Genomic DNA, 15,177 nt, shown 5'->3' on the forward strand with positions numbered 1-15,177 from the left:
AGGTGAAGACCGGCGCCGATCTGGTCGGCCGCACCGGCCAGTCGCTGACCGATATCGTGACCTCGATCAAGAAGGTGTCGGACATCGTGGCCGAGATCGCCGCCGCCAGCCGCGAGCAGGCCACGGGTCTGGAGCAGATCAACACCGCCGTGGCCGGCATGGACGAGATGACCCAGCGCAACGGCGCGCTGGTCGAGCAGACCTCGGCCTCGGCCCAGGCGCTGGCCGATCAGGGCCGGCAGTTGGCTGAACTGGTCGGCTTCTTCAAGCTCTGAATTGGAACTGCCGTTGCGTAAACGCCCTGACGATCGGCCTTAACCATAAGTTGTGAAAAGCGTTTAAGGGTTGCACCGCGTGCCGCCGGGGCGCAAATTCCATCCACAGAGTCATAGTGGGGGAGCGCAAGAATGCGTCTCGGCATCCGTCAGAAACTTTTCCTCGCCGTCGGCGTGATCGCCGCGATGGCGGTGATCTCCAGCCTGATCTCGTTCGCCTTTTTCGGTCAGGTGCGTGGCGCGCTGAGCGGCGTGACCGAACGCAGCATTCCTGCGGTAAGCGCCGCCCTCACCCTGGCGGCGCAGAGCGCCGATCTGGCCGCCGCCGCCCCGACGCTGGCCTATGCGGCCGGCGAGGGCGAACGCAAGGCGGCCCTGGGCGAGCTGCAGGCCAAGCTGGTGCAGATCGACCGCACCGTGGCCCAGGTGAAGCGCAGCGACGTGCCGGCCGAAATCCGCGAGGAGGTGGAAGGCACCGTGGTGCGCCTGGCCGATGCCATGCAACGCATCGACGAGTCGGTGAAAGAGCGCCTGGCGCTCGCCGCCAAGCGGCAGGACCTGACCAAGACGCTGACCGACAACCATGCCAACTTCCTGTTCCTGTCCCAGCCGGCGGTGGACCAGGCGGTGATGGACATGACGATGGAATTCGAACTGGTGTCGCGGGCTACCGGCCAGGGTGCCTCGGAGATGATCCAGAGCATCCTCGACAAGCAGGTGGCCGGTGCCCGTGCCATTCAGGATCTGGTGGCCAAGGTGAACCTCACCGTCGGCATGCTGGCGGTGGCCGCCCAGGCCGACTCGCCCGAGCAGGTCGAGCTGATCCAGGTCGACAACATCAACACCAAGGCCGAGATGCTGCGCTCGCTCGATACCGTGCAGTCGGTGTTTCCCAACAAGGAAATCGCCGAGGCCGTCGAGGCGATGGCCAAGGTGAGCGAAGGCGACCAGGGCCTGTTCCAGGTGCGCATGCAGGAACTGGCGGCGGCGCGTCAGGCGGTGGCGGCGCTCGGCGAGGCGCGTTCGGCGGCCTCGGCCCTGGCCGACGCGGTGGACCAACTGGTGATGGCGGCGCGCGACGACACCGACACATCGACCCGGGCCTCGATGACCGCCATCAACATCGCGCAGACCAGCATGGCCATCATCGCGGCGATCTGCCTGATTTCCGCCGTGGTGATCGGCTGGCTGTATATCGGTCGCCGCGTGATCGATCCGATCGTGGCCACCACCGGCACCATGGACCGCCTGGCCAAGCGCGACTGGCAGACCGAGGTGAGCGGCCTGGACCGCACCGACGAGATCGGCGACATGGCGCGGGCCGTGCAGGTCTTCAAGGAACAGGGCCAGGAGGCCGACAAGCTGCAGGGCCAGATCGAGGCCGACCGCGAGCGCTTCGAAACCGAACGCAAGGCGCAGGAAGCCCTGCTGAAAAGCGCGGTGGGCGAGATCGTCGGCGCCGCCAATGCCGGCGATCTGGGCCAGCGCATCGACACCACGCGCATCGATGGCGTGATGCGCGAACTGGGCGAGGGCGTCAATCAGTTGCTCGGCACCGTCGATCGGGCGCTGGGCGACCTGGGCGGCATGCTGCACAAGATGGCCGACGGCGACCTGACCCACCGCATCCGCGGCAATTACCAGGGCCTGTTCGCCCGGCTGGCCAGCGACGCCAACCAGGTGAGCGACCGCCTGGCCGCAACCATGAAGCAGCTGGCATCGGCCGCGGCCCAGGTGCGCGACGCCTCGGCGGAGATCTCGACGGGCAGCCAGGACCTGGCGCAGCGCACGGAGAGCCAGGCGGCGGCGCTGGAGCAGACGGCCGCCTCGATGCACGAGGTGACGGCGACGGTGAAGCAGAATGCCGACAATGCCCAGGCGGCGAACCAGCTGGCGGTGGCGGCCCGCGACACGGCGGAGAAGGGCGGTGGCGTGGTGGGCCGGGCGGTCTCGGCGGTGACGCAGATCGAGGAGAGCGCCCGCAAGATCTCCGACATCGTGTCGCTGATCGACGAGATCGCCTTCCAGACCAACCTGCTGGCGCTGAATGCCAGTGTGGAAGCCGCCCGCGCCGGCGAGGCCGGCAAGGGCTTTGCCGTGGTGGCGCAGGAGGTGCGCGCCCTGGCCCAGCGTTCGGCCAACGCGTCGAAGGACATCAAGGCGCTGATCACGGAATCGAATGCCCAGGTGAAGACGGGCGCGGCGCTGGTGAACCAGACCGGCGCGTCGCTGAGCGAGATCGTGACCGCGATCAAGAAGGTGTCGGACATCGTGGCCGAGATCGCGGCGGCCTCGGCGGAGCAGGCGCGCGGGCTGGAGGAAGTAAACGGGGCCGTGGTCAACATGGACGAGATGACCCAGCGCAACGGCGCCCTGGTCGAGCAGACCAATGCCTCGGCGCAGGCCATGGCCAACCAGGCGCGGCAGCTCGCCGAACTGGTTGGACATTTCCGCTTCGAGGGCACGGTGGCGGCAAACGACCGGCTGGCCCAGGCCGAGGTCGACACGCTGGAGGCCGGCGAGGCCGGGAATGGCGAAACCGGCGACGACGGCGATGCTGCGAAGGATGCCGCCGACTAGCCGGGGCTAGTCGCGGGCCCGCCGGGCGGCGGCATCGTCCGCTGCCTGCTGCATGGCATCGGCCAGCGCAAGATTGGCATCGCCGCCCAGGCGGCGCAGATTGGCGATCACGCCGGCCACGTCCGCAGCCGGCCGGTTCTGGCTCAGCTTGAACTTGCCCTCCAGCCGGTCGACCGGGATTTCGATCCCAACAATGCCGCGCAGCATGCTTTCGGCAAAGCTGTCCGGCTCGTCGCTCAGTTTCCAGCCCCCGGGACCTTCGTAAATCGCGGACAGGCGATCGACGATGTCGCGCAGCCGTGCCGGATCGCGGGTCGTGCTGGCCCGGCCATAGGCATGAACGGCCGTGTAGTTCCAGGTCGGCACCGCCGGCTTCTTGGCATACCAGTTCGGCGACACATAGCCATGCACGCCCTGGAAGATGCAGAGCACCTCCTGCCCATCCAGCGCCGCCGCCTGTCCGTTGGCCGCCGCCAGATGGCAGACCAGCCGGCCATGCGGGGCCGGATCGGGCTCGTAGAGGAATGGCACATGGCTGGCGACCATGCCGCCCGGCCCGGCGGGAGGAGAAATAAGCAGACCGAAGGCATTCGCAGCGATCAGCGCCTGCAGGGGCGCCGCGTCACGGACGGCGAAATGGGCGGGGACATACATCGGGCGGACCGGGGGCGGATGGGTTGCGGGCGGGGCGCGATCAAACATCCGTCCGGCCCTGTCAGGCAAGCGGGAAATTGCACCCCGATTGTCACGGTCCGGGCCCCCGAAAGGGACGGTTTTCGACGTATTATCAAATCTATACCTTATTTTTCCGATGGGCCTGGAGTAGCCCATGCTGCATGGCAGGAACCGATCCTTCCGCCCAGCAGGCAAGGCCGTTGCGGCACTATGTCCAGCTCCTGCTCGCCAGCGTGGCCCTGTGCCTGCTGGCGGCACTGGGGCTGCACATCCTCGGCGATTACCGTACCCGGATCGCCGCCGCCCAGGCCGCCGCCGAGATGACGGCCGCCGCCGCCCAGGCCGCCACGATCATCGACAATTCCGAACGCATCCTGAGCAATCTGGTGCGACACCCGGGCATCGCAGCGCTGGACCCGCAGCGCTGCCGCGAGGTGTTCGACGATTCCACCCTGCTGCTGCCGCGCTACACCACCCTGGTGACGGTGAATGCCAATGGCGTGCCGATCTGTTCCGCATCGCCTCTGTCGCGCCAGCAGCCGCAGACGCGTTCATGGCCCTCGTTGCTGGAGCGGTTTGGCCAGGGAAATTTCCAGAGCGGTTTCGCCATCAGCGAGCCGGTGCGCGGCACCATCACCGACCGCATGCTGGTCTCCTTTGCCATGCCGCTGCGCAATGCCGCCGGCCAACTGGACGGCGCGGTGCTGCTGCCGCTCGACCTCGAGACTCTCCCGACCGCCACGGAGAACCGCACCGCCAACAGCGACGTCTATGTGATCAGCCCGCGCGGCAACGTGATCCTGAGCAGCAATCCGGCGGTGCGGATCGGCCGTCCGGCCCCGGACTGGCGCCTGTTCGGGCAAAGCGCGGAGGACCTGGCCGCCGCACCCCTGGTGCATGACGACCGCATGCCAAAAAGCGTGATCGCCGCCGCCCGCGACCTGCCCCGGGCCGGCTGGCGCGTCGTGGCGACCCTGCCCGCCGAGCCGCTGCTGGAGCAGGTCTGGCGGGCGGCAGGCCTGCAGGTCGCCCTCGGACTGGCCGCGATTGCCGCCATGCTGGTCCTCCTGCGCCTGATCGGCCGCCGTGTCACCGAACCGGTCTACGATCTGGCATCGCTGCTGCACCGCGCCGCCCAGGGCGAGCCGGTCGAGGCGCTTCGGCCACGCGGCGCACTGGAGATCCAGACCATCATCCGCGGCGTCAACCGGCTGATCGAGGCGGTGAACAGCCGCGAGCAGGCCCTGCGCCGCAGCGAGGCCCGGCTGAAACACGCCCTGGACGGCGCCGAGGAAGGCGTGTGGGAATACGATATCGCCAGCGACCACATGGAGTTCAGCCCGCTGTTCCTGGCGCGCATGGGCTATCGCAGCAGCGAATTGCCGCCGATGCTGCAGACCGTGTTCAACCTGCTGCATCCGCTGGACGCCAAGCAGGCGATACAGCGGCTGAACGCCTTCCGCAACGGCGAAACCGAGCGACTGAACATCGAGACGCGGCTGCGCACCAAGTCAGGCAGCTATATGTGGGCCCTGGTGCGCGGCAAGATCGTCGCCCATGACGAGAACGGCCGTCCGCTGCGCGCCGTGGGCACGCATTCCGACATCACCCCGCGCAAGGCCATGGAGTTGCAACTGCGCCAGGCCGCCGCCGTGTTCGACAATTCGCCGCAGGCCATCATCGTCTGCGATCGCGACAACAACATATCGGCCGTCAATCCGGCCTTCACCGCGATCACCGGTTACGAGGCCGTCGAGGTGCTGGGCCGCAATCCGGCGCTGCTGTCGTCCGGCCGGCAGGATCGCGATTTCTATGCCGCGATGTGGCAGTCGCTGCGCACGACCGGCCTGTGGCAGGGCGAGGTATGGAACCGGCGCAAGGACGGCAACGTGTATTGCGAGTGGCTGTCGATCACCCGCATCAACGATGCGGCAGGAAACCCGACCAGCTATATCGGCATGTTCGTCGACATCACCAGCCGCAAAGAAGCCGAGGCCAGGGTTCTGTGGCAGGCCAATTACGACATGCTGACAGAATTGCCCAATCGCCGCCTGCTGAACGACCGCCTGAACCAGGCCATCATGCGCGCGATGCGGCATGGCCGGCCCGGTGCCGTGCTGCTGATCGACCTGGATCATTTCAAGGAAATCAACGACTCGCTCGGCCATACGGCAGGCGACGCCCTGCTGGTGGAGACGGCGCGCCGCCTGCAGGCCGCGGTGCGCGAAAGCGACACGGTGGCCCGCCTCGGCGGCGATGAATTCGTGGTGCTGCTGGACGAGATCGGTACGGCGGAAGACGCCCGGCTGGTGGCGGAGAAGATCAACGCGACACTGGCACGCGCCTATCGCATCGAGGGCCACGACTACTTCATCTCGGGCAGCATCGGCATCAGCGTGTTTCCCAATGACGGGCGCGCCGGCGACGACCTGATCAAGCATGCCGATGCCGCGATGTATGCCGCCAAGGATGCCGGCCGCAACGCCTGCCGCTTCTTTACCAGCGACATGCAGGAAACCGTCGACGAGCGACTGACCATCGTCGCCGAACTGCGCAGCGCGCTGCAGAACGACGAGCTGGTGCTGCATTATCAGCCGATCGCCGATCTCAATAGCGGCCGGATCGTCAAGACCGAGGGACTGATCCGCTGGCAGCATCCCCAGCGCGGCCTGCTGGGTCCGGTGCAGTTCATTCCCTTCGCCGAATCCTACGGCCTGATCGGATTGCTGGGCGACCGCGTTCTGGCTGAGGCCGTGCGCCAGCGCCGCGCCTGGCGCGACGCCGGGCTGGATGTGGACGTTGCGATCAATGTCTCGCCCGAGCAGATCAAGGCCGGGGATTTCGAAACCCGGGTGGTGGCGGCGGTGGAAAGCCTGTCCGGCATCGCGCAGCCGCTGACCATCGAGATCACGGGAACCCTGATGATGAGCGGCGACCGCGCCCATCTGGATACGCTCGACCGTCTGGCGCGATCAGGCATCAGGATCGCGCTGGATGATTTCGGCACCGGTTATTCCTCGCTCAGCTATCTGGCCCGCCTGCCGGCGCATCTGGTGAAGATCGACCATGCCTTCGTGTGGGAAATCGGCTCCGAGCGCGGCGAGCGGCTGGTGCGCACCATCATCGACATCGCCCATGACCTGGGGATGAGAGTGGTTGCCGAGGGGATCGAGACCGAGGCGCAGCTCGCTTTCCTGCGCCGTGCCGGCTGCGATTATGGCCAGGGCTATCTGATCGCGCCGCCGATGCCGGCCGAGGCCCTGCCCGCCTTCATGCGCGACTTCAGCCTCAAGGCGCCGGTCGACTGATCATAAAGGCCGCCGCGCGGCAGCCGCGGCGACGGCGTCAGAGCGAGCGGATATAACTCAGGAAACTGCGCACCTGCGCACCGAGCTGGCTGGCCTGGCCGTTCAGGCTGTCGACCGCGCTGCTGACCTGGCCAGCCGCCTCGCCGGCGGTTGCGGCAGCAGAACCGATCTCGTGCACATTCGACGACACGCTTTCGATGCCGGCGGCGGCATCCTGGATGTTGTTGCTGATATTTTCGGTGGCGCCGGCCTGTTCCTGCACCGACTCCGACATCAGGCCGACGCGTTCGTTCAGGGTTTCCGACTGGGCCTTGATCACTTCGATGGCCGAGATGGTCTTGTCGGAGGCATGCTGGATCGCGGCGATCTGGTCGGCGATGCTCTTGGCTGCTTCCGCCGTCTTCTGCGCAAGGTTGCGCACCTCCTGCGCCACCACGGCAAAGCCCTTGCCGGCCTCGCCGGCGCGCGCCGCCTCCACGCTGGCATTCAGCGCCAGCAGGTTGGTCTGGAAGGCGACCGACTTGATGAATTCCACCACCTCGTCGATCTTGCGGTTGGCGCTGGCGAGTTCCTGCACGGCCAGACTGGCCCGCGAAACTTCCTCCTTCACCGCCTCGCTGGCGCCGCGGGAATCGCGGACTTGACGGTCGATCTCGGCGACCGAGGCGCTGAGCTGTTCGGCGGCGGCGGCCACGGCCTGGGCATTATGCGTGGCGTTGCCGGCCGATTGCGACACGGAATCCGCCTTCACATGCACGGCCTGGATTTCGCTGGCCATGGTGGCGGCGTTTTCGTGCAGCGCGCTGGTGGCCCCCTGCACGGCGCCGACAACCGACATCACGTCGCGCTCGAACTGGTCGGCCAGCTTCTGGCGCTCGCTGCGGGCCTGCGCTTCCATCGCGGCGCGCTGTTCGGCCACCTGCTTTTCCAAGGCAGCGGCGGCCTCGGCCTTCCGGCGCATGGAATCGCGGGCATTGTTGATCACCTGGGCACCGCGGCGGAAATCGCCGGGCATGCCACGCAGCAGGAAGGGCCGGTAGAATTTGCCTTCGGCGGCATAGGTGAGCGAAGCGCCGGATTCCCGGATGAAGGCGTCGGTGCGGTCGAGCAGGCGGTTCAGGCTCTGCATCACCGGCGCCAGCTCGCCGTGCGACTGGGTATCGACAACGCGGACCGACAGATCGCCGGCTGCCGCCTTGTCGCAGACCGTCGCCAGTTCGTCGAGCACCTTCTGCCGCCGATCCTTGCCGAATAAAGCCATTATCGCCCTCCGATCCTTTTACGCGCGTTCCAGCCTGCGGCAGTTCTCAGGCCGCCTGTTTCCCGGCGCCGGTATTGCGCTCGGCCTCATCGAGCGAGAACACGAATTCCTCATAGCTCTGGCCGCGTTCGGCCAGGATGCCCTGCAGCAGTTTAACGCTGGCTTCCATGCCCTGTTTGCGGTCTGCATGGCGGCCCTCCTCCTGCAGAAGCTGGGCATACAGCGTTTCGATCTGGCGCAGCGCGGCGGCATCCGGCTTGCGGCGGTTGGAATGATAGCCGTCGATCTGGCCATCCCTGCCATAGCTGGGCGTCACATGGGCGAAGACCCAGTAATAATCGCCGTTCTTGGCCATGTTCTTCACATAGGCGAAGATCTCGCGGCCACTGGATATCGTCTGCCACAGCAGATGAAACACCGCACGCGGCATGTCGGGATGGCGCACGATGGAATGCGGCTGGCCGACCAGCTCATGCTCCTCGTACAGGCCGACGCGGCAGAAGACCTCGTTGGCATACAGGATGCGGCCCCTGGCATCGGTCTTGCTGACGATGATCTCGTCCTCACCAAACGTTCGTTCGGTCTTGGTGGGCTGCGGGCGCTGCATCATTCCCTCCCGGTTTTAACGTCAGGCATGTTTTCTGCGCCGTAGATGCGTGCTGGCTGGAAGATCACAGAAGATGGTCATGCGGTCATCCGCTTGCGGCGTATTTTTTTGATTAGGGGCAAATAAACCGCAGCCTGAGATTGCGCCTCCCCATTGAGGATATATGCAAAAACGCATAGTGCCGCGATCTGTTAGTGAGTCAATACGATTTACGCGCGCAAAATCCCGGCGCCGGGCTGGTGGCCCACCGCGGCCATGCGATGAAACCGGCGAAGGCGGAGGGCTGTGAGAAAAGAAGAGGCTGTGAGAGAAATGGTGCCGGCGGAGGGACTCGAACCCCCGACCTCGACTTTACGAAAGTCTTGCTCTACCAACTGAGCTACGCCGGCTGAGCGGCCGAACGGCCCGGGTTGACCCGGGCCGGCCGCGCGCGGAAAATACGGGCCGCCGACCGGCTTGGCAAGTCGCAAAACCGGCCAAAATAATACCGGCGGTCCAATCAGTTGACGTCGTCGCAGGGGTGACGTCAGCGCATGACGACGCCGACCGGGCAGAAGCGCCAGAGGGGGAATTCGCGCATGGCCGCCATTTACACGCTGTATGGAAGTTTTCTGTCCGCCCCGACCTACAAGGTCGGGCTGATGCTGACCCTGTGCGGCCTGCCCTACGATTACCGCCATGTCGATCTGGCCAAGGGCCAGCACAAGACGCCCGACTTCCTGGCGCTGAACCGTTTCGGCCAGGTGCCCGCCCTGGTGCATAACGGCCTGCGCATGTGCCAGTCCGCCGCCATCCTGGTCTATCTGGCCGAACAGACCGGCAAGTTCGGCGGCGCCACGCCGGAGGAGCACCAGCGCATTCGCGAATGGCTGATGTGGGAGACCGACCGCCTGGAATCGAGCCTGAGCCGCACGCGCTTCTTCGAACGTTTCGCCAAGCCCGATCCCGCCGTGCTGGACTACATGCGCAAATACGCCGACATGGTGCTGGGCCAGCTTAACGCCCTGCTGGAAGGCAAGCGTTTCCTGGTGGGTGAACGGCCGACGATCGCCGATATCGCGGTCTTCGCCGCGGTGGTGCATATGGCCGAGGCCAAGTTCGAGCCGGCCGACTACGCCAACGTGAAATCCTGGTGGGAGCGGCTGGCCGCGCTGCCGGGATTCAAGCTGCCTTACGACCTGCTGCCCAAGGGCGATCAGGACGCGGCTTAAGCCGCCGTCAGGGTTTTTCCAGCATCAGCAGGGGGCGCGGCGCGACAGCCAGCGGCATCGCCTCGCCCAGCCGCGTCGGGTCGAGGCTGTCGAAGCTGCCGCAATCGGGGCAGAGCAGATGCCAGTCGCCATGGCCGCTGCCGCAATGGCCGCACTGCCACAGTTCGCTGCGGATGCTCTCGCGCCAGCGGTCGGCGGCGACGGCATCGCCATCGCCCTCTTCCGCCAGCCGGGCCTGCAGCCGCGCCGCCCAACTGCCTCCCCGGTTGCCAATCTGGTCGAGGGCGGCGCGTGCGGCGGAAAAGTCATGCGCCTGCAGCGCGGCGGCGGCCAGCAGCAGACGGCTTTCCACCTCCGGCCGGCGTTCGGCCACGAAGGCCTCGGCCCGTGCCACCAGATCGGCGGGCAGAACATCCTGCTGCAGGCCGAGCCAGGCATTCGCCAGCGCTTCGGATGGCCGGCGGGCGAAGGCGGCGCGCAGCAGCCGCGCCGCTGCCTCGCGCAGCGCGTGATGCCCGGACTCCTTTTCGGCTGCACGGGCCAGCAGCAAAGGCGGCGCCGGATGTTCGGGCAGCAGCTTCGCTGCCTTCTCGGCGTGCTGGCGCGCCATGCGCAGATCGCCCGCTTGCAGCGCCGCCTGCGCCTCGGCCAGCTCGAGCCGCGCATCGAGCGCGGCGGCGGCCTCGCGGCTGACGGCTTTCCTGCGGCGAGCCTGCTCCAGCCGTCTGCGCGCGCCGGCCCAGTCGCCGGCTTCGACCAGCAGCTGCAATTCGGCTTCGGCGGCAAAGGGCGAGGCCGGCCGCAGCGCGGAGGCGCGGGCGGCAAGCTGCAGTGCGGCGGCGCGGTCACCGCGGCTGCGCGCATCGGCCAGCAGGCCGCGCGTGCCGAGGAAGGCGGTGCCGGGATCCTGGCTGAGCGCCGCGAAGGCGCGCTGCGCCTCGTCCGTTTTGCCGGCGAGCTGCGCCGCATGGGCCGCCAGCAGGCGTGCCAGCGCGGGATCGTCGAGCTGGCCCTGCGCTTTCGCCGCCAGCTTCGCGGCGCGATCCGCCTCGCCGGCGGCCACGGCCACCATGCCGGCGGCGAAATTGGCGTAGCCTCTCGCCTGGCGCTTCAGCCGGCGGCGCTGCGGCAGCGCCGCGGCCCAGGCGAAGATCCATGTCAGGATGAAGGCCGCCGCGACCAGCAGCACGACGCCCAGCGCCAGCAGCGGCGCCGGGGCTTCCACGATGTGATCGAACCACGCGATGCGCACGCGGCCGGGCTGGTCGGCGATCCAGGCGGCCAGCGCTGCCACCGCCATCAGCAGGGCGAGGGCGATTGCCGTCTTCAGCAAGCGCAGCATGGTCAGCGGATCGCCAGATGATTGCGCAAGGCCGCGCCATGGGCATCCAGCGCGGCATCCAGATCGAGCCGCGCCTGTGCCTGCTCGCGCCAGTCCTGCAGGGCCGGGATCAATGCCACGCCGTCCAGGGCCGCCAGGGCCGCCGCCAGGTCGCCGCCGCGCAGGGCGGTTTCGGCGGCATCCAGTCTGCCTTCGGCGGATGCGCTGTCGACGCTGCCGACCCGGCGGATGCTGACCAGGCCTGTGATGCGGTCGACGGCGCGCTGCCACCAGGGTTTGTCGGCGGCATTGACGGCATCGGCGGATGGCGTGGCGCGCTGCTGCTCGGCCAGGGCGGGGAAACGTGCGGCCAGCACGATAGCCGACGGAATGCCGCGCTCAGCAAAGGGCTGCAGGCCGGCGAAGGCGGATTTCAGCGCGCCGCCCTGGGCCTCGGCATAACCGCCCAGCAGCGTGGCCTCGCGCGCGAAGCTGCTGCCGCGCCGCGCCAGTTCGCGCGCTTCCGAAAACGCGATGAGCTGCAGCAAGGGTTCGCGCAGCGCCTGCAGCCGCGCTTCGCTCAACGCCGTGAACCGCGCCTGCAGATCGGCGATCTGGCTTTGCAGCGCGGTGCGCTGCGCCGCATTGGCGTCCTGCGTCTGGCGCAGGCTGGCCACCTGCTGCTCCAGATCGGCCAGCTTCTGCAGCAGGACGGGATCGGTGCCGGTGCCGGCGGCGGGAAGCTGCTGCAGCCGCTCCAGGCTGGCGGTCAGTGCAGCGAGGCGCTTTTCCTGCTCTTCAAGGCGCATCAGCAAAGACGGATCGGCCGCAGGAGTGGCCGCCGGGGCGAGGGCCACCGCCGGGGCAGCCTGCGGCACGGATTGCGGCGTGGCGGTCGATGGCGGCGCGGCGGGTTTGCCGGCGAACACGGCATCCAGCCTGCCGCTGCTCCAGAAATGCCAGCCGACCGCAACCACGATGCTGACGATCACCGCGCCAACCAGCAGGATCGCCGTGCGGCTGCCGCTGCGCTTGCCGCCAAGCGGCTCGACCTCGGCATCGATGATCTTGTCCTGGCTATGCGGCTTGTCGCTCATGATCCATCCGACCGGTTCGTTGTGATTCCATGCAGCAGAGCGAGCATATCACCCTCGCGCGGCATGGCCGCGACACGGATCTCCGCCCAGCCCAGCGGCGCCAGGGCCGTTGCCACATTGGCGCTGAGCGCCAGCGCCGTGCAGGCGGACGCGCCGCGGCCGATCCCGGCCTGCCGGGCCAGCGTAACAAATACCGCCGCCGTGCGGGGAGAGAAAAACAGCGCTGCGCCATAACGCCCGGCGGCAAAATCAGCGGCCACCGCAGCGGGCAGGGCTGCAGCGGGTTCGGCCGCATAGAGCGTGACGCGGCGCACATCGTAGCCATCGGCCTGCAGCATCGCCTGCAGATCGCCCGCCAGCGTGGCGCCAGCCGCATGCAGCATTGCGCCGTCTTGCGGCCGGTGCCGCTGGCGCACCAGCGCCGCGAGTTTTTCCACATCGCCGCCGGCCGCCTCGACCCGGGCGAAACCGGCCTGGCGTGCCGCTGCCGCCGTGGTTTCACCCACGGCATAGACGGCAAGGTCCCGGTGGTTGCAGTTGGCGATGAAGCCCCGCAGGCCGTTGACCGAGGTAAACAGCAGGGCCGTCACGCCGTCGAGCGGCAGGACGGCGTCGTTGCGAATGCGGATGTCCAGCAGCGGCGCGCAATCCGACCCGATGCCGCGCGTCTGCAGCTTCTGTTGCAGGCTTTGCGCCTCGGCGGCCGGCCGCGTGATCAGCGCGCGCATCTCAGCTATTGAAAAAAATCCGGGCCGATGCGGCCTTTCAGTTCACCGCCCGCATCACGACCCATTGCCACGCCGTCTTTTGCCGCGCCGTTGCGTTCGATTTCGATCAGTTCGCTGCCATCGGGGCGCGCGATGGCACCGCGCAGGCGCATCCCAGGATTTTCCCCTGGGCCGTCAAGTTCGGCCAATGCGGCAATCGGCGTGCGGCAGGAACCATCCAGCACGGCGAGCAGCGCGCGCTCGGCCTCGACGCGCAGGCGCGTGGGCTGATCATCGAGCGGCTTTAGAAAATCCAGCACGCGGGTATCGCCGTCGCGGCATTCGATGCCGATGGCGCCCTGCGCCACGGCCGGCAGCATGTCGTCGGTGGAGAGCACCTGCATGCCAGGCGGAGCTAGCTTCAGGCGGTGCAGGCCGGCCAGGGCAAGGAAGGTGGCCGAGACGATGCCCTCTTCCAGCTTGCGCAGGCGGGTCTGCACGTTGCCGCGGAAGGTGACGACCTGCAGGTCGCGTCGGCGCGCCAGCAGGAAGGCTTTGCGCCGCAGCGACGATGTGCCGACGATGGCGCCCTGCGGCAGGGCGTAAAGCGGCGTGGGCCTGAGCGCCAGCAGCACGTCGCGCACGTCCTCGCGCGGCAGATAGGCCGCCATCATCAAGCCGGCCGGCAGCTGGGTCGGCATGTCCTTCATGGAATGCACGGCGAGGTCGATACCGCCATCCAGCAGGGCGTCCTCGATCTCCTTGGTGAACAGGCCCTTGCCGCCGGCCTCGGCCAGCGCCCGGTCCTGGATCTGGTCGCCCGTCGTCTTGATGATGCGGATGGCGATGTCGGCCTCGCGCAGGTCGGGATGCGCGGCCAGCAGGCGGTCGCGGGTCTCGTGTGCCTGGGCCAGCGCCAGAGGCGAGCCGCGCGTGCCAATAGTGAGGACGGGTTTGCCAGGATTCACGTGCCTACCCTGCGCTTGCTGCGGCGGTGTCATAATGCTAGGCCTACTCTATATCTTTTACCGACTGAAACCGACACGGACCCCCGGCGGATGCTTGTTCTGGGCATCGAAACCAGTTGCGACGAAACCGCCTGTGCCGTGGTGCAGGATACGGGCGATCCGGCGCGGCGCATCGTCAGTCATAGCCTGTTCTCGCAACTGAGGGAACATGCGCCCTATGGCGGCGTGGTGCCCGAAATCGCCTCCCGCGCCCATATCGAGCATCTGGATGGCCTGGTGGCCGAGAGCCTGAAGGCGGCCGGCCTGGACCTGGCCGATCTGGACGCCATCGCCGCCACCGCCGGACCTGGCCTGATCGGCGGCGTGATGGTGGGCCTGATGACGGCCAAGACGCTGGCCTGGGCGGCCGGCAAGCCGCTGATCGCCGTGAACCACCTGGAAGGCCACGCGCTGTCGGTGCGCCTGAGCGACGACGTGCCGTTCCCCTATCTGCTGCTGCTGGTTTCGGGCGGGCATTGCCAGTTCCTGATCGTCGAGGGCGTGGGGCAATACCGCCGGCTGGGCACCACCATCGACGATGCGGCCGGCGAGGCCTTCGACAAGACCGCCAAGCTGCTGGGCCTGGGCTATCCCGGCGGGCCGGCCATCGAGCGGCTGGCGCGCCAGGGCGATGCGACGCGTTTCGAGCTGCCCCGACCGTTATGGCGCAAGCCGGGTTGCGATTTCAGTTTCTCCGGTCTGAAGACCGCCGTGCGGCTGGCGCTGGAAAGTTGTGGGTCCGATCCTTCCGAACAGGATAAGGCCGATCTGGCCGCCAGTTTCCAGGCCACGGTGATGGCCGTGATCCTGGACCGCACGCGCCATGCGATCGCGATGTTCGATGAATCTCATGGTGCACGCGGGAAACATTTCGTGGTGGCCGGCGGCGTGGCGGCGAATGCCACGCTGCGCGAGGGCCTGGTGGCGCTGGCCGAGGAACACGGCATGGCTTTCACCGCGCCGCCGCTGAAACTCTGCACCGACAATGGCGCGATGATCGCCTGGGCCGGGCTGGAGCGGTTTCGTCTAGGGATGACCGACACGCTGGAAGCGCCGGCGCGGGCGCGCTGGCCGCTGGATGCGGCGGCGGCGGCAAAACCGTTTGCCGGGGCCAAGGCGTGAGGGGGC

Annotated in this window: 12 protein-coding genes and 1 tRNA gene; 5 read left to right on the forward strand and 8 right to left on the reverse strand. The window is 67.7% G+C overall.

Annotated features, from left to right (window positions below):
* Together ACK4FK_RS12910 and ACK4FK_RS12915 are read left to right on the forward strand one after the other, a co-directional pair.
* Positions 1-275: methyl-accepting chemotaxis protein (locus tag ACK4FK_RS12910; RefSeq protein ID WP_409745373.1), on the forward strand; the 275-nt coding region annotated here is incomplete at its 5' end.
* A 132-nt stretch (positions 276-407) separates the two neighbouring features.
* The gene (locus ACK4FK_RS12915) at positions 408-2,855 is read left to right on the forward strand and encodes a methyl-accepting chemotaxis protein (protein WP_409745374.1); all 2,448 of its coding nucleotides are present in this window, start codon (positions 408-410) and stop codon (positions 2,853-2,855) included.
* A gap of 6 nt (positions 2,856-2,861) precedes the next feature.
* On the opposite strand, the gene ACK4FK_RS12920 is transcribed toward ACK4FK_RS12915, so the two are convergent.
* On the reverse strand, positions 2,862-3,509 hold the full coding sequence (locus ACK4FK_RS12920) for an FMN-binding negative transcriptional regulator (protein ID WP_409745375.1): 648 nt from the start codon (positions 3,507-3,509) through the stop codon (positions 2,862-2,864).
* Between the two features lie 182 nt (positions 3,510-3,691).
* Between ACK4FK_RS12920 and ACK4FK_RS12925 the strand changes: the two genes are divergently transcribed.
* Positions 3,692-6,838, forward strand: a complete 3,147-nt coding sequence (locus tag ACK4FK_RS12925; RefSeq protein ID WP_409745376.1) for an EAL domain-containing protein — start codon at positions 3,692-3,694, stop codon at positions 6,836-6,838.
* Between the two features lie 37 nt (positions 6,839-6,875).
* On the opposite strand, the gene ACK4FK_RS12930 is transcribed toward ACK4FK_RS12925, so the two are convergent.
* The 3 genes from ACK4FK_RS12930 to ACK4FK_RS12940 form a co-directional block, all read right to left on the reverse strand.
* Positions 6,876-8,099: a methyl-accepting chemotaxis protein gene (locus ACK4FK_RS12930; RefSeq protein ID WP_409745377.1), complete on the reverse strand. Its 1,224-nt coding sequence runs from the start codon at positions 8,097-8,099 to the stop codon at positions 6,876-6,878.
* A gap of 46 nt (positions 8,100-8,145) precedes the next feature.
* Positions 8,146-8,709 (reverse strand): PAS domain-containing protein, encoded by a 564-nt coding sequence (locus ACK4FK_RS12935; RefSeq protein ID WP_409745378.1) that lies wholly within the window; start codon positions 8,707-8,709, stop codon positions 8,146-8,148.
* Between the two features lie 310 nt (positions 8,710-9,019).
* A tRNA-Thr gene (locus tag ACK4FK_RS12940) sits at positions 9,020-9,095 on the reverse strand.
* Between the two features lie 189 nt (positions 9,096-9,284).
* Between ACK4FK_RS12940 and ACK4FK_RS12945 the strand changes: the two genes are divergently transcribed.
* Entirely contained in the window at positions 9,285-9,917 is a 633-nt protein-coding gene (locus ACK4FK_RS12945) for a glutathione S-transferase family protein (RefSeq protein WP_409745379.1), read from the forward strand.
* Positions 9,918-9,924: 7 nt separating this feature from the next.
* Here ACK4FK_RS12945 and ACK4FK_RS12950 read toward each other — a convergent pair whose 3' ends face one another.
* The 4 genes from ACK4FK_RS12950 to hemC are packed head-to-tail and all read right to left on the reverse strand — an operon-like array spanning position 9,925 to position 14,010.
* Positions 9,925-11,259, reverse strand: coding sequence for a heme biosynthesis HemY N-terminal domain-containing protein (locus ACK4FK_RS12950; protein WP_409745380.1), 1,335 nt, complete (start codon positions 11,257-11,259; stop codon positions 9,925-9,927).
* Positions 11,260-11,261: 2 nt separating this feature from the next.
* On the reverse strand, positions 11,262-12,335 hold the full coding sequence (locus ACK4FK_RS12955; protein WP_409745381.1) for a COG4223 family protein: 1,074 nt from the start codon (positions 12,333-12,335) through the stop codon (positions 11,262-11,264).
* Positions 12,332-13,063, reverse strand: coding sequence for a uroporphyrinogen-III synthase (locus ACK4FK_RS12960; protein WP_409745382.1), 732 nt, complete (start codon positions 13,061-13,063; stop codon positions 12,332-12,334). The genes ACK4FK_RS12955 and ACK4FK_RS12960 overlap by 4 nt, the downstream gene beginning before the upstream one ends.
* 5 nt (positions 13,064-13,068) lie before the next feature.
* Positions 13,069-14,010 carry a hydroxymethylbilane synthase gene (gene hemC / locus ACK4FK_RS12965; protein WP_409745383.1) on the reverse strand — a complete coding sequence of 314 codons (942 nt, stop codon included), beginning with the start codon at positions 14,008-14,010 and terminating at the stop codon, positions 13,069-13,071.
* Positions 14,011-14,100: 90 nt separating this feature from the next.
* Between hemC and tsaD the strand changes: the two genes are divergently transcribed.
* Complete coding sequence (gene tsaD, locus ACK4FK_RS12970; RefSeq protein WP_409745384.1) at positions 14,101-15,171, forward strand: tRNA (adenosine(37)-N6)-threonylcarbamoyltransferase complex transferase subunit TsaD; 1,071 nt, start codon at positions 14,101-14,103, stop codon at positions 15,169-15,171.
* The last annotated feature ends 6 nt before the right edge of the window (positions 15,172-15,177 follow it).

This window comes from Ferrovibrio sp. (assembly GCF_046297895.1).
Classification (GTDB): Bacteria; Pseudomonadota; Alphaproteobacteria; order Ferrovibrionales; family Ferrovibrionaceae; genus Ferrovibrio.

Coding starts and splice junctions, on each gene's coding strand:
- ACK4FK_RS12945 (WP_409745379.1), top strand. CDS start 9,285: ATGGCCGCCATTTACACGCTGTATGGAAGTTTTCTGTCCGCCCCGACC.
- ACK4FK_RS12920 (WP_409745375.1), bottom strand. CDS start 3,509: ATGTATGTCCCCGCCCATTTCGCCGTCCGTGACGCGGCGCCCCTGCAG.
- ACK4FK_RS12955 (WP_409745381.1), bottom strand. CDS start 12,335: ATGAGCGACAAGCCGCATAGCCAGGACAAGATCATCGATGCCGAGGTC.
- ACK4FK_RS12925 (WP_409745376.1), top strand. CDS start 3,692: ATGGCAGGAACCGATCCTTCCGCCCAGCAGGCAAGGCCGTTGCGGCAC.
- ACK4FK_RS12960 (WP_409745382.1), bottom strand. CDS start 13,063: ATGCGCGCGCTGATCACGCGGCCGGCCGCCGAGGCGCAAAGCCTGCAA.
- ACK4FK_RS12935 (WP_409745378.1), bottom strand. CDS start 8,709: ATGATGCAGCGCCCGCAGCCCACCAAGACCGAACGAACGTTTGGTGAG.
- tsaD (WP_409745384.1), top strand. CDS start 14,101: ATGCTTGTTCTGGGCATCGAAACCAGTTGCGACGAAACCGCCTGTGCC.
- ACK4FK_RS12915 (WP_409745374.1), top strand. CDS start 408: ATGCGTCTCGGCATCCGTCAGAAACTTTTCCTCGCCGTCGGCGTGATC.
- ACK4FK_RS12950 (WP_409745380.1), bottom strand. CDS start 11,259: ATGCTGCGCTTGCTGAAGACGGCAATCGCCCTCGCCCTGCTGATGGCG.
- ACK4FK_RS12930 (WP_409745377.1), bottom strand. CDS start 8,099: ATGGCTTTATTCGGCAAGGATCGGCGGCAGAAGGTGCTCGACGAACTG.